The organism is Bartonella sp. CL162QHHD (assembly GCF_042195435.1).
Lineage (GTDB): Bacteria > Pseudomonadota > Alphaproteobacteria > Rhizobiales > Rhizobiaceae > Bartonella.
Window position 1 is genome coordinate 34,660 of record NZ_JBHIOG010000024.1, and the last position, 17,579, is coordinate 52,238.

The window sequence follows — 17,579 nt, forward strand, 5'->3', positions numbered from 1 at the left end:
CCTTTCTATTGCTTTATACTTTTAAAATAGTTGTTACGTATGAAAAGAGAAAAGTGAAGAAAAATATCTTTAAGGAAATAACAAAATAGCCCTAAGCCCTGGATTTGCATTTTCAAGTAACAATTCACCCCCGTGAAGCTTCATAACTGCTTTTGCTATACTTAAACCAATCCCAAACCCAGGTTGTGTGCGGCTTTCTTCAAGACGAACAAATCGTTCTGTCACTTTTTCACGTTTATCCTCTGCTATTCCTGGTCCATTATCGCTCACAACAACTAATAAATGTTCATCACGATATTCCATTGATAAGCAAACCTCCGCTTTCCTTTCACCTTTAGAGGCATATTTAATGGCATTATCTATAAGATTAAAAATTGATTGTGCAACAAGCTCACGATTCAACTTAAGCTCTTTATCAAATATATTCCCCAACCGAAGTAAAACACCTGACTCTTCAGCAAAAGGTTCGTAAATCTCAACAGCATCCTCAAGGATCAGTTTCATATTCATCATTTCAAGATGCTCAATTGCACTGCTGGCCTCAATACGTGAAATCATTAAAATTGCATTGAACGTACAAATAAGTTGATCTGATTCTGCAATAACCCTATCAAGGACCTGACGATATTCAAGCTTTGTCTTATTTCCTGAAAGCGCTTCTTCAGCACGATTTCTAAGACGCGTTAACGGCGTTTTCAGGTCATGAGCAATATTATCTGATACTTGACGTAAACCAATATTTAACTCTTCAATGCGGTCTAACATAACATTAAGATTGGTTGACAATCGATCAAACTCATCCCCTACTCCAGAGACAGGTAAACGCCCACTGAAGTCACCATCCATCAAGCGCTGTGATGCAGCCGTTACATGATCAATCCTTTGTAAAGCTCTCCTGCCAACAAAAAACCATATGAGTAAAGCGCCTCCAACCATTGCAGCAAGTGCAATGATCACAGCTTTGCGAATAACAACAGCAAAACGTTCTGGCTCATCCAAATCACGTCCTATAAGAATCTTCATAGCATTAGGTAAATCAACAATAACCGCCAAAGCGCGATGTTCACTTGTTTTGCCATGTTCTCCAAAACGGGAATATAAAAAAGAGGTAGAAATAAAACCACTCTGATTCAAAAGACCTAATTCAATACGTGCTACATTTCCTGCTAAAATACGCCCCATAGAATCCGTGACAAGATAAAGAAATGCTCCTGGTTGTCTTGAACGATAATCAATAGTGCGCATTAATAAGGATAATCCCCCATAATTATAAGCATTTTCAATATACTTTAATTCTTCATGTAAAGCCTGTTCAGTTTGCTCTGTTAACAATGAAGCAGAAAATGCCGTCATATAAATAGAAAGTCCTGTTGCCACCAATCCAAACAATAAAATGTAAAGTGCTGAAAGCCTTAGCGCCGTCGTGCGCATTATATTAATCAAACGATTCATGCTTTGTTATCTGGTACTTTTAGCATATATCCAGCTCCACGCACTGTATGAAGAAGGGGAACATCAAAATCTTTTTCAATTTTGGCTCTCAAACGGGAGATATGGACATCAATGACATTCGTTTGTGGATCAAAATGGTAATTCCAAACATTTTCCAAAAGCATAGTGCGTGTAACAACCTGCCCGGCATAACGCATCAAATATTCAAGTAAACGAAACTCTCGTGGTTGCAATAGAATGTTTCTATCACCCCGTTTTACCGTATGTGCTAACCGATCAAGCTCAAGATTACCTACACAGTAAACAGTTTCTGCTTCTTTAGGATTTTTCCGCCGTTGTAAAACTTCAACACGCGCAAGAAGTTCAGAAAAAGCATAAGGCTTTGTCAAATAATCATCTCCCCCTGCACGCAGCCCCGTTACACGATCATTAACTTGCCCTAAAGCAGACAGGATAAGAACCGGTGTTTCATTGCCTTTAGCGCGCAATTCAGCAATAATAGAAAGACCATCACGATGTAAAAGCATTCGGTCAACAACCATAACGTCATAATTTTCCGTGGTTGCTAAAGCATATCCCGTATCCCCATCATAAGCAACATCAACGGAATGCCCTACTTCCAAAAAAGCTTTTTCGAGATAATGCCCCGTCTCATGATCATCTTCAATAACGAGTATCTTCATAAAACGTATCTCCATTATTTTATTATGTTGTAGGACAAATATTTAATAAACATTTGTCCTACAAACTAAAGCCTTACTTTTTGAAAATTGGAAGAGCAACAAAACGATTTTGATCATTTGTCCGCACTTGTAAGAGTATAGCCTTTCGTCCTAACTGCTGAGCATTTTTGATTGTGTTAATAATATCAGAGACTCGTTTAACCGGTTTATTATTTACTGTCACAATGACATCACCAGGGCGTATCCCTTTATCTGCAGCATCTGAATCGGTATCGACATCCGTTACGACAACCCCTACACCATCATCAGAAGGCATAACAATCAGACCATAATCTTCCAATGTTTCATCTAAATCACTCTGTCCATTTGAATATTTTGAAGTCTCTTTCTTACTTTCATCTTCAGACATTGAAGCGAGTTTAACCTTGATGCTCTCCTCCTTACCTGATCTCCAAATCCCTATGGTTACCATTTCTCCTGGTTTAATATTTGCAATACGTTTCGCCAGCTCACGCGCATCAGCAATTTTTTCATTATTCACTGAAATAATTACATCACCCGCTTTAATACCAGCCTTTTCTGCCGGTCCTTTTAACGGATCAGTAACTAAAGCACCTTTGGCTTCTTTCAAACCTATTGAATCGGAAATCTCCTTTGTTACCGGCTGAATCTGAACACCTAACCAACCACGTTGAACTGAACCTTTTTCAATAAGTTGTTGTACAACCTGTTTTACAGTCGCAGCCGGAATAGCAAAAGCAATCCCAACATTTCCTCCAGAAGGAGAAAAAATTGCTGTATTAACCCCAACAACCTTTCCATTAAGATCAAACGTTGGACCACCAGAGTTTCCTCTATTAACAGCAGCATCAATCTGAATAAAATCATCGTACACACCAGTGCCAATATCACGTCCACGTGCAGAAACAATACCTGCTGTCACAGTTCCACCAAGACCAAATGGATTCCCAATGGCAACAACCCAATCCCCAACACGAAGCTTTGAATCATCACCAAAATCAACATAGGAAAATTTTCTTTTATCATTCACTTTTAGTACGGCAAGATCGGTTTTGGGGTCTTTCCCAATGAGCTTTGCATTCAATTCTGTACCATCATCAAGAACAACAGTATAACTTGTTCCATCAGAAATCACATGATCATTGGTCACAATGTAACCATCAGATGAAATAAAAAAACCCGATCCAAAAGCAACAGGACGGAGTCTCTGCGATTGGTGCGGAAATTTATTTTTAGGTTTATCAAAATCATAAAACTCTTTAAAAAATCTTTTTAAAGGATGCTGATCTGGTAATTGATCAAGTCCTGGACCACTAAAAAAGTTGCTAAAGAACCTATCTTCTTTCTTTTTATTGCTCTTTACTTGTACTGCTACAACGGCTGGTTTCACTTGAGCAACAATATCGGCAAATCCCTGTTGTTGCATTAACGAAGTAAATACAGAACTTGCATGAGCCTTTGTCATCCACAAGCTTGATGTACATCCACTAAAAAACAGTGCACTTTCCAATATCGCAGAAAAACTCACTGCGACAAATGTTTTAAAGAAAGCCTTTTTAACCATTTACTCTATGCTCCTATTCAATCATACCTTTATTCCAATTCCGACCACTTATAAAATACCAGACCTTACCGTTTTCTGTCTAAATTATTAAAGTTTTGTAAGGTTTCAGTATTCCCTAATATAATTACAATAAGATTGTATGCTCATTGCAAATGATCTGATTTCTTTTATGTAACATCTTTTTTAATGCAATGACATTTTTGACTGTTCTTTTTCATTCACATAACGCATGATTATTCCGTTTGAAGTGGAAAAATATGATACTTATGCCAATGATAATAATGATCAAAGGCGAGAACCATAAAAACCAAGTTATTTTATTCAATGGTGGCTTCAAGAGAATAAATTCACCATATCGCTCAACAAGAAAGTCAGTGACTTGCTGATTACTATAGCCCATTTTTAGCCTTTCCCGAATTAAAAGCCGTAAATCACGTGCTAAAGCAGCATCTGAATCATCAATTGATTGATTTTGACAAACCGGACAACGTAAATGCGATGAAATATGGCGTGCTCGCGCTTCAAGAATCTTATCCTTTAAAATCTCATCCGGCTCTACTGCTATTGCTAATTGAAAAGGAAACGTTGCAATTAAAAAAAATACAATCCAAAGAATTTTTTTCATCTCAATGTCTTTTCCAAAAATTTAAAGCAAGCACTACCCTATTGTACATGCCAATGCGAAACCAATACCCCAGAAGAGAAAGACATCCCCCCATAGCCATCATGAATGCCCCTAACCAAATACATATTACATAAGGCTTCCACCATACGTGCACAACAAGACCCCGATTATCGATATGTCCCGGTACAATATATAGCTGCGATAAGCCATGATTTTTCAGACCAACTTCTGTTGTTGATGTATTTTGACTTGAGTAAAATCGCTTTGAGGCTGTTACATGACCCACAATGTTTTTATTTTCATATATTTTAAAATAAAACTCCATTGTCGAATAATTCGAACCAACCCCATCATACACTGCATCAAAATGAAGCGTTTTATCCGCTATCGTCACCCTATCCCCTATGTTCATGATTAAAATACGTTCTTGCCCAAAACTTGCCACACAAACAATACCAAATAGTGTAACGCCTAATCCCATATGTGCTATTGCTGCACCAAAAGTAGACCATGGCAATCCAAGAAATCTCTTAACGCGTACTGAAAAAGCTCTCTTGCCATATCCACTCTTTCCCCATAGATCCGCTAAACTGCCTAAAAAAACAAACGCTGAAAGCCCAATCCCTAAAACTGCAAAAATATCACGCACAGATGCCGCATAGAATATTATAAAACAGACGATACCAACGAATACAAAAACAAACCATAACCGTTCAAAAACTGCAAGAAAATCACCGCGTTTCCATGCCATCATTGTCCCAAACGGAACAAACAACAACAGCAAAACCATTAGCGGTCCACAGGTAAGGTTAAAAAAAGCAGCCCCTACAGAAATTTTTTGCCCAGTTAATATCTCAATAAAATAAGGATAAAGCGTACCAATCAATACTGTTGCTGTTATTGTTGTAAGTAACAAATTATTTAAAACAATAAACCCTTCACGTGAAATTGGTTGAAAAAATCTTTCTGTTTTTAAAATAGGGGTGCGCAAAGCAAAAAGAAAAAAAGCCGCTCCTGTAAAAAAAAAGAAAAGCGCAAGCATTGCTTGCCCCCGTGCTGGATCAACAGCAAAACTATGAACAGAAAGTAAAAGCCCAGAACGCACAAGAAAAGTTCCCATCAGAGAAAGGGAAAAAGTAAGCAGCGCTAAAAACAAAGTCCAACTTTTCAATATTTCTCGTTTTTCGAGAACAAGAGCAGAATGTAAAAGAGCCGTTCCTGAAAGCCAAGGCATAAACGAAACATTTTCAACAGGATCCCAAAACCAATAGCCGCCCCATCCTAGCTCATAATAAGCCCAATAGGAGCCAACCATAATACCCAATGTCAAAAAACACCAAGAAAGTAAAAGCCACGGACGAATTCCACGCGCCCAAATTCTATCAACATGTCCCATAATCAATGCCGCAACGGCAAAAGAAAAACAAAGTGAAAAACCAACATAACCTAAATAAAGTAGAGGTGGATGAATTGCTAATGCGATATCTTGTAAAAGAGGATTGAGACCATTTCCCTGCAATGCTGGTGGATTCACGCGTAAAAATGGATTGGATACAAAAAGAATAAATAAAAGAAAAGAAGTTGTAATCCAACTTTGGCAAATTAAAACAAGCGTCTTAAAATCTTCTGGCAAATGTTGGCTAAAAAAAGCCATCAATGCGCTAAAAAAAGCAAGACTTAAAACCCATAACAACATAGAGCCTTCGTGATTTCCCCAAACACCTGTAATTTTATAGAGCATCGGTTTTTCTGAATGAGAATTCTCAACAACGTTCAAAACAGAAAAATCAGATACGACATAAGCATAAATTATCACTAAAAAAGATAAAAGTAGTAATGTAAAAGTGATATATGTTAGAGGAACAGCTGTTTGCATTAACAAACGCTCTCTCCACCAAAAACCTAAAGCAGGTAAAAACGCCCCTAATAAGCTTACTGAAAATGCTGCAGCTAAAAAAATATGACCCAGTTCGACAAGCACAATCGAATTATTTCTCCATAATGTAATGTTTTTTCAAACGATCAGCTGTTTCTTTAGGCATATAAGTTTCATCATGTTTTGCTAAAATACGCATCCCTATAAAAAAGCCCTGTTTATCGAAATGCCCTTCTACAATCACCCCCTGACCTTCACGAAAAAGATCCGGTAAGGCACCATTGAAAACCACTTTTTCATGTTTTTTGTTATCCGTTACAAAAAAAATAACTCCTCTCTCTCCAACATATTGAACGGTTCCCTTTTCAACAAAGCCACCCAAACGCAAAGGGCGCTCCGTTAAAATATCTTCTCTTGTAATTTCAGAGGGCATTCTAAAAAAACTGACCGCATGACGCATTGCATACACTATGAGACTTGCTGCAATTGTCATAACCAAACAACATAATAATATGATCAGTAAGCGCCTTTTTTTTCGCTGCTCTAAAATAACCTTCCATGAGGCAGAACTCTTTAAAGATTGACTGTTCATAGACACTCTGCGAAAAAAGTTTAAATACGTTATAATTAAGTATCAATATTTTATTTTTTAAGAGCTTTGCACATCTTCTACATAGGTGCAAGATTTCTTTTCTCTGTATGCTCACTCGATAAATCACGTAACTGAATCATCATTTTTTTAACACGTGATTGTCCTGAAAAATTTTCAGGCATTGTATCAAGAAAGCTTTGTAAAAATTGCACTGCCTGCGCAGTTTTTCCTGCTTGATGCAATGCATCGGCCAACAACAAACGTGGATAAAAATCTGTTGGGGCTAAATCTGCTGCTTTTTGAAAGGCATTTTGCGCTTCTTGCGTTATCACCCCCCCTTCATAACCAACCAATGCTAAACCGTATCCGACAAGCCTTGGAGCTGTTTCTCCATTCAAACGAAGTGCATCTAAATAAGTATTCACAGCTTCTTGAAAAAGGCTTTCTTCGAGATACCCTACCGCTAACGCATCTGCTAGCTTGCCATCGTGAGGTGCACGGAAAAAAAGCACTTGTAAACGAATAAGCTTTTCTTGCTTACTGAGAGTTTTAGGATCCTTATCCATTAATTCGCTAAAAAAATAACTTTTCACTTCTGGATTGCCTGTCAGCCCATAAATACTCCATGTCATCAGAAGAACAAACAAAATACTCAAAGCCTTAAGAATATTTCTTTTTTTATAATTCATATAAAGCTTGTTAAACTCAATCATACGCTTATGGCTTCTATAACCATCTACGGTTTCAACTGTCCATTCTTTCTTTATCTCATCGTCAAAACGTAGTGAAAGAAAAAGAATACTTGCCAGAAAAGTCAGAAAAAATGCTGCAAAAATTAATAAGAGCATATCGTTTTTTTCCAATACGAACAGAGAATAACTCGCTTACATTTTATCCTCTTCATAAGAAGAGTGATGTGAATTAATAAAAATTCATTTTTTCATGGAGAATATTATAAATATCTATCATATATATCAATTAAGCAAAGAAACTAAAAACAATGTTTCCCTACTCTTTATGTATTGTCTAAAATACTGCTTTATAAACTTTATAGACATTTCTTGCTTAAGAAGAAAATATGTTATTCTCCCATCTTAGGTAACAAAACTTTTGCATACAATCCACCCAAATCAGAACGTGATAAAAAGAGATTGCCACCATATTCACTGACCATATCTGAAACAATTGCTAACCCTAAGCCTGCCCCTAGTTTACTTTCATTAAACCGCCGCCCTCTTTTTAATGCTTCATCAATTTTGTCTTCTGTTAAACCAGGACCATCATCTTCTACAAAGATACTAAAATATTCTTTTTCTTCAACATTTTCTTCTAAACAACAAGAGATCAAAACCTTTGCTCGAGACCACTGAGTAGCATTTTCAATCAAATTCCCTACAATTTCTTCTAAATCTTCCTTCTCTCCAGAAAAAACAATATCATCAACATCCATAATAAATTGAATTTGTTTTTCAGGATTAAGCTTTTTCATAACCCGCACCAAACGTTCAAGCACACTGCGAACAGACGTATGATAGACAATACTATCGCATTGTGCTGCAATCCGTGCACGCTGAAGATAATGATTGATTTGAGCTTGCATTATTTGCGTTTGCTCTCTCAACAAACAAGCCTTTTCTCCGCGCATCTTATCTGTCTCATTCATAATCACAGATAGAGGCGTCTTCAATGAATGCGCGAGATTACCAACTTGTGTGCGAAATCGCTCAATAATACGCTGATTATTATTAATGAGAGCATTCATCTCTTGTACAAGCGGCATCACTTCGCTTACTAAATCCGTATTCACATAATGAACTCTTCCTTCGCGAATATCATTCAATGCGCGTCGAATAAGCTTCAACGGTTGAAAACTAAAGAAAATAATAGCAATATTAATAAGAACACTCCCGATACCGAAACTCCAAAGAAAAATTTGCAAAGTTCGCGTAAATTCCTTTACCTGGGCATGAGCTTCATCGATATTCCCAACAAGCCGAAAACGTGCAATATGATTTTTATTATCAAGAACAACATCACTCTCAATCACTTGTAACTTTTGACCATTGTTCCCCGTTATCCGATAAGAGCGAAAGAATTTATTGTCAAAAGGTATATCAACATCACTTGGTGTAAATATCTCGCCTGTTCCCAATGAGGGGGATGTCAATCTTCCTTTTAAATTATGGGATATCGCAACAACTTCCCAATACCATCCTGTTGTTGGATCAGAATAACGAATATCATCAATCCCAGCCCCTCCTATCAAAGTACCTTCCGATGACACCGTCACTGTTGCAATAAGACTGTAGAGTTGAGCAGAAAGGATACGCTCTAGGCTTTGTTCAGTTGAACGCTTATAAAATAAAATACTTACTGCAGAAATCGATAAAAGAGAAATAACAACCCATAATGTTGATAAGATCATAACACGTAAACTGAGAGATCGAGTAATTACAAAAAAGAACCTCCTACACCAATTATTCTCTTCAAAAACATTCATTAATCACCTAGCATTCTCACGCGATACCCCATTCCTCGAATAGTTTCAATCAAATCCACTCCAAGCTTTTTCCGTAACCGACCTACAAAGACTTCCACCGTATTCGAGTCCTTATCAAAATCCTGATCATAAAGATGTTCTGTAAGCTCTGTTCTTGAAATGACCCTGTCACAATGATGCATGAGATACGAAAGCAGTCTGAATTCATAAGATGTTAGTTTAATCAATTGACCATCTACAAAAACACGAGACGTCTTTGTATCCAACAAAACATTTCCGCAACATAATGCACTTGTCGCATGTCCCGTAGTGCGACGAATTAATGCTCGCAAGCGCGCCATCACTTCCTCCAAATGAAATGGCTTCACAACATAATCGTCAGCTCCAGCATCAATACCGTGCACCTTATCAGACCAACGGTCTCGCGCCGTTAGCATTAAAACAGGCATGGAGAGCCCTTCTTGACGCCACTTTTCAACAACACTAATACCATCAATCTGCGGTAAACCTATATCAAGTATCACCGCGTCGTAAGACTCTGTGCTCCCTAAAAAATAAGCTTCTTCACCATCGAAAGCACTATCGGAAACATATCCTGCACGTCTTACAGCTTCTGCTAATTGATGGTGAAGATTCCGATCATCTTCAACGATTAAGATACGCATCACAACACCATCTGCCAAAAACTAATCAGCAGGAACAAAAAACTCAACACGACGTAACTTTTCACCATTACGGGCTGGTACAACAACTACAATTGCACACATGTCCTTTCCATCCTGAACAACCGGTTTTGAACGGACGAGAACCCCGCTCTCTTGCGCGGCAGCCTTCTTACCTACTTCAGCACACCCAGAAGCTAGAACAGAATCTGCTCCTAAAAAAGCTGCTATTATTACGAACAAGAATTTTTTTTTCATCATAAATATTTCAATAACCCATCTCTTCTCCTTGATAAAGGATAAAAGAAATAATGGTTTTTTTTAGTCGATTTAAAAATCACAAATGGAAATAATTTATCCTCTATCTTACAGAAGAACATATTAACATTACTCCAAATTTTTAAAAAATCAAAAAAATATTTTTAATAATGAGAATAAAATTTATTCAATAAAATAATAAAATATTAATACACTATCTTACGAAAAATGAATAATTCTAAAATAAACTCTTTCTCTGTTAGCACTATAGCAAAAAAATACTTCTACTCCATATAATTATTGTAGATTTGTTTGGTTGTATTTCTTTGCCATAGGCTCTCTTTAAATGTTTGATTTTTTTAAAAAAAAGAAAGGGCAACATCGTAAGCCATTTCACAGTCCTGCTCTCATTGAATTAGACGCACGATTAGACACAGCGCTTTATCACATTCGTTCTGCTAACAGTTTTTTCTGGAAAAAGGCAAAAATCGTCTCACAAAATTTTCATCTTCAAGGATGGAAACGTTTTATCGTTGAAGTTCTCGATGAAATACTGACATTAGGGTTGATGGGATTTACTCTTTTCACTATTTTGGGCATTTCTGTTTTTGAAGTGACCAAAACAGATTGGTCTTCTCCTAAAAACTTTTCCATTCTTTTTCTAGATCGCTATGGAAATTCCATTGGGCACCGTGGTGCACTGCCGGCGATCTCTGTCCCCGTTGAAGAAATGCCTGACACTGTTATTAAAGCGGTTCTCGCTACAGAAGACCGTCGTTTTTTTGATCATTGGGGCATTGATTTTCAAGGACTTACACGGGCAATTTCACAAAATATGCAAGCTAAAGGTGTGGTGCAAGGTGGTTCAACTCTCACACAACAATTGGCTAAAAATTTATTTTTAACAAACGAAAGAACCATAACACGTAAAATCAAAGAAGCTTATCTTGCTCTTTGGCTAGAAGCAAATTTTAGCAAAAAGCAGATTTTACAACTTTACCTTGACCGGGCCTATATGGGAGGAAACAATTTTGGTATTGCCGCAGCAGCAAAATTTTATTTTGGAAAAAACATACGTCATGTCTCTTTAAGTGAATCTGCTATGTTAGCAGGACTCTTTAAAGCTCCAACAAAATATGCTCCTCATAGTCATCTCTTTGCGGCTCAAACACGTGCCAATATCGTCCTTTCTAATCTTGTTAATAGTGGCTTTATGACGAAGAGCCAGATTATCAATGCGCATCGCCACCCTGCTAGGGCACTTCCCCAAATAGAAAATAATCAGCCTGATTATTTTCTTGATTGGGCATTCGAGGAAGTCAAAAAAATGCGCAATCAACTTCCAAGCCATAGTTTAATTATTCAAACGACTCTTGATCCAAATATTCAAAAAGCAGCAGAAGAATCAATTGCATATCATTTACACCAGTATGGTCAACAATATCGCGTAACACAAGCTTCCACTGTTATACTCGATAATAACGGTGCCGTATGCGCAATTGTTGGAGGACAAGATTATAAAAAGAGCCAATTTAACAGAGCAACACAAGGCGGACGACAAACTGGTTCTTCATTCAAACCTTATGTTTACGCAACCGCACTGGAACACGGACTTTCTCCCTCGACAATCGTTTTAGATGCTCCGATCAATTGGGGAGGTTGGACACCAAAAAATAATTCGGGCCGTTATTTGGGGAAAATTGATTTAGCAACAGCTTTAGCTTTTTCTATTAATACAGTCCCTGTGTATCTCACCTATCAATATCTTCACCGCGATACCCAACCTATCATAGATCTCATCAAGAATATGGGGATTAACGCGCATATTTTATCACACAAAACGATGGTTCTTGGCACTTCCAACATGACCCCCATGGATCAAGCAACTGGCTTTAATGTCTTTGCGAATGGTGGGATAGCTGGTAATCGTCATGGGTTCACGCAAATCAGAACAATTGATGGGCATGTGGTATGGGATTTCGAGCATAACGGAAATAAGTTACACCGAGTTCTCAGCAGACAATCAGCTGCTTATATGAACCAAATGATGGTGGGTGTCACAACACGAGGGTCTGGTAAGCGTGCTGCTCTGCCCATGACTCTCGTCGCTGGGAAAACTGGAACATCACAATCCTATCGTGATGCTTGGTTTGTTGGCTTTACTGGCAATTATACTGGAGCGGTATGGATGGGAAATGATAACTTTTCACCGATGAATCGTGCTTTTGGGGGTGGAGTTCCTGCCATGATATGGCAACGCATCATGCTTGCTGCACACCAAAATATTATGCTCAAACAACTCTATGGTGTTAAAGATTCTCTTCTTCCTTATCATCCCCCAATACTTTCCTCCCATGCAGATTCTGAATTTTTTTCCCCAATACCCTCTACGCTTTCTCCTGAAACATTGAATATTGTGCGATTGATTAACAAAGATCTGAAAAAACCATCTGCAATTTCTTTGAAGGTGAAAACAACTGGAGATTCAACATTTTGAATTCAAGATATTCACTGATGTTTTTTAATATCACCATTTTCTTTTTTATCTTCGCTTTTTCCATTTTATGTGGAAAACTGAGTGTCGATTATGTGCTCAATTCCTTTCCTCATTTTGAACGCTTTAGAATTGGAAAATGGAGTGCTTATCCAAAAATGGGAACCGCCAATATGGATCCTTATACCCGCGCCCGCACGACCAAACGAGGCATTGTTTCACTCGGACGCACTGAAGGTCTTCAATTCCAGATTTGGCAAGACAACCAAGGGCGTCCACTCCACCCCCACTGTCATTATTTACTCAAAGGCACCATCCCTGAAACTCGTCTTTTCACCCTTTATACAGCTGACAAATCCCTAAAACCCTATACTTCATCCAAAGAAATACCTTTTGAACTCCACACGAACGCTATTATTTATGAGCATGATGGCTCATTGCGCATCAATATTTCACCTACACCGCAAGCCGGCAATTGGCTTGCAACAGTTAGTCAAAAAGAATTCGGGCTTATTCTTACCTTATACGATACCTCAATCATCTCTGCAACGGCATTACAAAAGCTTACAATGCCATCAATAGAACAAATCCCATCAGGACAAATAAATTGTGACTAGATTCATTTATATCGCACTTCTTGCAATCATTGGCGCTATTATCGTTCATATTTGCGTTCTCTTTCTGATCCCCTATTGGGCACAAAATAATATATGGACAGCACTTAAAAAATCCGGAGCCCCTTATCAATTTGTTGCTTTTACTCCCGATAATCCTATTCAACAATCTGCTGATCCACTCTTTCTTCTTAAAGTCTGCAGATTTAATCTTGAAAATGGACCTGTTCATTTAAAAGCTTTGAAAACACGACAATTTTGGTCACTAGCAGCCTACACACACAAAGGAATTATTTTCTATAGCCTTAATGACCGAACAGCCCCTGATAATACACTCGATCTTATTATTGGAAAACCAATACAAATCATAGAACTCAAAAAATCAAAACCTAAAAAAAATGCCAATTCAGTTTTGGTTGCTAAAAATTTGAATGAAGGTTTTGTCATTTTACGTATTTTTGCCCCTTCTTCACTTGCAAAAAAAGAAAATGAAGCTTTTCTTTCATCTGCGACCTGCCGCATATTTTATGAATAAAAACGGAGTAACCTCTCATTTGTACAATACCTTACTTTCTATACAAAATACATGAAGCCTATCAAAATGGTTATCTTTTTTCTCTATTAATTGAATCTTCGAATTCAGATTTATCTGATTATAAATCCCTCAATTTTTTATTGAGATAGAATGAAATCTCTATTGCACATCATCATATCCTATTTGATTACGCATTATCTGACAGAAAAAACTCCCAGCAATCAGAAGAGAAAATCAAGAGTAAAGTTCTAGAAAAATATGCTGCTAACAACCGTAAAACTTGTTATTTGAGTTTACTTCTTTTTATTTACAAACATTCCCATAAAGTTCGCATCAACAACATGATAAACTATAGAAAAAATACTGATTACCTTCAATGAAGTGCAAAAATAATCGCTGGAAACTTATAAGACATTATGCATCCTTGACCTCAAAAATAAGTGCTTTATTTTTGTTTTATGAGCATAAGCTTTTTGTAAGATATGCACTCTGAAAAACTTGGCTTATAGTTTACAATTGAGGGGAAAAAACTTCATGAAGAAGAGATATGTTCGGTTCATTTCAAGAGCAGCAGTATGGTCCCCTCGATTTGGTGGATTGTCGTTCTTTGTTTTATTATTTTCATTCATTTTACAACGTTTTTCCGTCATTAACGTAACCGACTTCATAATTTTGATCGGAATCTCTACTGGCTGTGTGATTATTTCTCTTTTTCTTGCTTTAAAAGCACTTTACAGCTTATGGGTCTATGGAGCCCTAGGGGGAATGAAAGCTTTAAAAGGGATCATTTATTCGGTAATAACGACTACACCATTGATGCTCTTTTTTGGACTTTGGTTTACCTTACCGGCTCTTTACGATATTTCTACCGATACACAAAGCCCGCCGGCTTTTTTTCGCACAATACGTCCCAGCGATGCTTTACCGCTCAAAAGTGTTTTGACTGAACAAGCAACATTACAGATGTCACAATGGCCAGAAATATCGGGGCGCCGTTATGATGGTTCACCTGATCGTATTCGCGAATCTGTTCTCAATGTTTTAGCAGCCTATGATTGGCCTGTTGTGGCTCAACGAGAGTTTAAAGGTGAAGAAAATGCGCTTTATATTGAAACGAGAGCTAAAACTTTTTACCTTGGGTTTATTTCGGATATCGTGATACGCTTAACTGATGAAGGGGATACAACTTTTGTTGATATGCGTTCTGCTTCTCGTTATTTGCCAAGAGATTTGGGGACAAATGCTGCTTTTATTATCGATTTTATGGATGCCCTTGATACGGAAATCGCTTCCCTTCCTCTTTCACAAGACGATGAATAACGATCAAGAGCGAGAGAGAAGACACTTTATTTCACAAAAATTGCTTATTTTTCAATAAACATGATACATAAGCAAACAATCACTTTTCAAAAGCTATAAACTAAAAATTCTTATACAAAAGATAATATTCTCAAACCTAACCATTCTTGAAATAATGAAAAAGATTAAAAAAATAGGAAATAAAAAACAGAAATATTGATAATAATATTAAAGTCTCTGTCTAACTGTAATCAGTAAATATTTTTTAAAGTTTAATATTAAATAAATTATTATAAAACTCATATCAAAAACATTATTATATAAAGATAATAAATAATCATTTTTCATATAAATAACGTATACAAATAAAAAATGTTATAGAAAGTAATATAACAAATATAATGAACAAAAATGTGCTTAAAAACATTTTTTTCACAATTTCTTTGTTACTATAACCTTTAAATTTATACCGTAAAAACATTGCATAGAAAAATATAAATAAAAAACATGTAGAAGATAATAATTTTGCAATAATACGAATAATATCACTCATAAAAAATCCAAATTAAAAATATATAAAAACAATAAACATTAATATATATTATATCATATAAAACTTAATAATTTAAAATAATATAAAAAACGAATTTATTCTTAATTAATGATTTAATTTTAATATTTTTTTCATTACATACCTTAGATACATAATACAATTTAAATAAATATAATTAAACAAAAAATGCAAAAAACAATTCATAAAGTATATTAAAAATATATATAACAAATAAAATTTCCAAATTAATCTATAATTATAAATTAATAATGAATAATCATTGTTCATAGAAATAACGTATATAAATAAAAAATATTATAGAAAATAATATAAAGAAAAAAAATATTCTTAACAAAATTTTTTTCCAAATTTCTTTTTTACTATAACCTTTAGATTTATAATATGAAAACAATGTATAGAAAAATATAACTAAAGCACCTATAGAAAATAATAATTCTACAATAATACTAATAAGCTCATTCATAAAAAAAATCCAAATTAAATATATAATTTTGTAGAATTATGCACCTAAACCTTCCTGTCAAGTTTGTAGACACATAATTATGCCTACAAGCTTGTTCATTGCTTTACCGCTCAAAAGTGTTTTGACTGAACAAGCAACATTACAGATGTCACAATGGCCAGAAATGTCGGGGCGCCGTTATGATGGTTCACCTGATCGTATTCGCGAATCTGTTCTCAATGTTTTAGCAGCCTATGATTGCCCTGTTGTGGCTCAAAGAAAGTTTAAAGGTGAAGAGAATGAACTGTATATTGAAACGAGAGCTAAAACTTTTTACCTTGGGTTTATTTCGGATATCGTGATACGCTTAACTGATGAAGGGGATACTACTTTTGTTAATATGCGTTCTGCTTCTCGTTATTTACCAAGAGATTTGGGAACGAATGCTGCTTTTATTATCAATTTTATGGATGCACTTGATACAGAAATCGCTTCTCTCCCTCTTTCTCAAGATGATGGATAAAAATCAAGAGAGATAAAGCACTTTATTTCATAAAAATTGCTTATTTTTCAATAAATCATGATACATAAGCAAACAATCACTTTTCAAAAACTATAAACTGATAATCCTTATACAAAAGATAATAATCTCAAAATAACCCATGCTTGAAATAATTAAAAAGATTTAAAATAGGAAGTAAAAAACAGAATTCTTTATGATAATACTGATTTAAAGTATCTATCCCAATGTAATCAGTAAATATTTTTTTAAAGATAAATATTATATAAAAATAATAACTTATTTTTTATAAATAACTCTACAAATAACACCTTATAATTATATTTTAAAATAATATAACAACTTGATTTTATATTATTTTAAAATTCCCATATATTCAATTAATAAATTTGCAGCATAATATAATATAAAAAACCTAATTGTTGTTAATATTGTCCTTTTTATACTCCAGTTCTTACCTTTAAATCTATTGTAAAAAAACATTAAAAATCCATATATAAACGTTGCCAATAAGGAGCCAGTAAAAGTATGCATAACAAAAAATCCAGACTGAAATTTCATCTACTTTATGAATGATTTAATAGAGAGAGCAATAGAGTATAATTCAAATAATAAACTTAACTCAAATAATTATAATTTTATATATAAATAATTTTTATAAAATTCCCATATATTTAACTAATAAATTTCCAGAATAATATAATATAAAAAACATAATTGTTGATAATATTGTCCTTTTTATACTCCAGTTCTCACCTTTAAATCTATTGTAAAAAAACATGCAAAATCCAAATCCAATCGCTGTTACTAAGGAGCGAGTAAAAGTATTCATAACAAAAAAATCCAAAATAAAATATCTATTATCACA

The 17,579-nt window shown here is 35.4% G+C and carries 14 protein-coding genes and 1 pseudogene; 5 read left to right on the plus strand and 10 right to left on the minus strand.

Annotation, left to right across the window (positions count from 1 at the left end; genetic code table 11):
- Positions 1–69: 69 nt before the first annotated feature.
- The 10 genes from ACFILD_RS02585 to ACFILD_RS02630 all read right to left on the minus strand — a co-directional run bounded on the left by ACFILD_RS02585 (position 70) and on the right by ACFILD_RS02630 (position 10,236).
- Entirely contained in the window at positions 70–1,452 is a 1,383-nt protein-coding gene (locus ACFILD_RS02585; protein ID WP_375637409.1) for an ATP-binding protein, read from the minus strand.
- Entirely contained in the window at positions 1,449–2,135 is a 687-nt protein-coding gene (locus tag ACFILD_RS02590) for a response regulator transcription factor (RefSeq protein WP_273791552.1), read from the minus strand. Before ACFILD_RS02590 ends, ACFILD_RS02585 begins: the two co-directional genes overlap by 4 nt.
- A 73-nt stretch (positions 2,136–2,208) precedes the next feature.
- Positions 2,209–3,720 carry a Do family serine endopeptidase gene (locus tag ACFILD_RS02595; protein ID WP_273791551.1) on the minus strand — a complete coding sequence of 504 codons (1,512 nt, stop codon included), beginning with the start codon at positions 3,718–3,720 and terminating at the stop codon, positions 2,209–2,211.
- Positions 3,721–3,934: 214 nt separating this feature from the next.
- Positions 3,935–4,345, minus strand: coding sequence for a cytochrome c-type biogenesis protein CcmH (locus tag ACFILD_RS02600; RefSeq protein ID WP_375654403.1), 411 nt, complete (start codon positions 4,343–4,345; stop codon positions 3,935–3,937).
- 1 nt (position 4,346) lies between these two features.
- On the minus strand, positions 4,347–6,326 hold the full coding sequence (locus tag ACFILD_RS02605) for a heme lyase CcmF/NrfE family subunit (protein ID WP_375637411.1): 1,980 nt from the start codon (positions 6,324–6,326) through the stop codon (positions 4,347–4,349).
- Between the two features lie 7 nt (positions 6,327–6,333).
- Positions 6,334–6,813 (minus strand): cytochrome c maturation protein CcmE, encoded by a 480-nt coding sequence (gene ccmE, locus ACFILD_RS02610; RefSeq protein WP_273791548.1) that lies wholly within the window; start codon positions 6,811–6,813, stop codon positions 6,334–6,336.
- A 77-nt stretch (positions 6,814–6,890) separates the two neighbouring features.
- Positions 6,891–7,661: a tetratricopeptide repeat protein gene (locus ACFILD_RS02615; protein ID WP_273791547.1), complete on the minus strand. Its 771-nt coding sequence runs from the start codon at positions 7,659–7,661 to the stop codon at positions 6,891–6,893.
- Positions 7,662–7,894: 233 nt separating this feature from the next.
- Positions 7,895–9,313, minus strand: a complete 1,419-nt coding sequence (locus ACFILD_RS02620; RefSeq protein ID WP_375637412.1) for an ATP-binding protein — start codon at positions 9,311–9,313, stop codon at positions 7,895–7,897.
- On the minus strand, positions 9,313–9,978 hold the full coding sequence (locus tag ACFILD_RS02625) for a response regulator transcription factor (protein ID WP_375630861.1): 666 nt from the start codon (positions 9,976–9,978) through the stop codon (positions 9,313–9,315). The genes ACFILD_RS02620 and ACFILD_RS02625 overlap by 1 nt, the downstream gene beginning before the upstream one ends.
- 21 nt (positions 9,979–9,999) lie before the next feature.
- Positions 10,000–10,236 (minus strand): hypothetical protein, encoded by a 237-nt coding sequence (locus ACFILD_RS02630; protein WP_273723886.1) that lies wholly within the window; start codon positions 10,234–10,236, stop codon positions 10,000–10,002.
- Between the two features lie 343 nt (positions 10,237–10,579).
- On the opposite strand from ACFILD_RS02630, the gene ACFILD_RS02635 reads away from it, so the two are divergent.
- The 5 genes and pseudogenes from ACFILD_RS02635 to ACFILD_RS02655 form a co-directional block, all read left to right on the plus strand.
- Positions 10,580–12,730, plus strand: coding sequence for a transglycosylase domain-containing protein (locus tag ACFILD_RS02635; protein ID WP_375630862.1), 2,151 nt, complete (start codon positions 10,580–10,582; stop codon positions 12,728–12,730).
- Positions 12,731–12,747: 17 nt separating this feature from the next.
- Positions 12,748–13,344: a DUF1214 domain-containing protein gene (locus tag ACFILD_RS02640; protein WP_273791544.1), complete on the plus strand. Its 597-nt coding sequence runs from the start codon at positions 12,748–12,750 to the stop codon at positions 13,342–13,344.
- Positions 13,337–13,876, plus strand: coding sequence for a hypothetical protein (locus tag ACFILD_RS02645; protein WP_375645731.1), 540 nt, complete (start codon positions 13,337–13,339; stop codon positions 13,874–13,876). The genes ACFILD_RS02640 and ACFILD_RS02645 overlap by 8 nt, the downstream gene beginning before the upstream one ends.
- A gap of 534 nt (positions 13,877–14,410) precedes the next feature.
- Positions 14,411–15,196 carry a DUF1499 domain-containing protein gene (locus ACFILD_RS02650; RefSeq protein ID WP_375664722.1) on the plus strand — a complete coding sequence of 262 codons (786 nt, stop codon included), beginning with the start codon at positions 14,411–14,413 and terminating at the stop codon, positions 15,194–15,196.
- 1,116 nt (positions 15,197–16,312) lie between these two features.
- Positions 16,313–16,714: pseudogene (locus tag ACFILD_RS02655) on the plus strand (DUF1499 domain-containing protein); the annotation flags it as partial.
- Between the last annotated feature and the right edge of the window lie 865 nt (positions 16,715–17,579).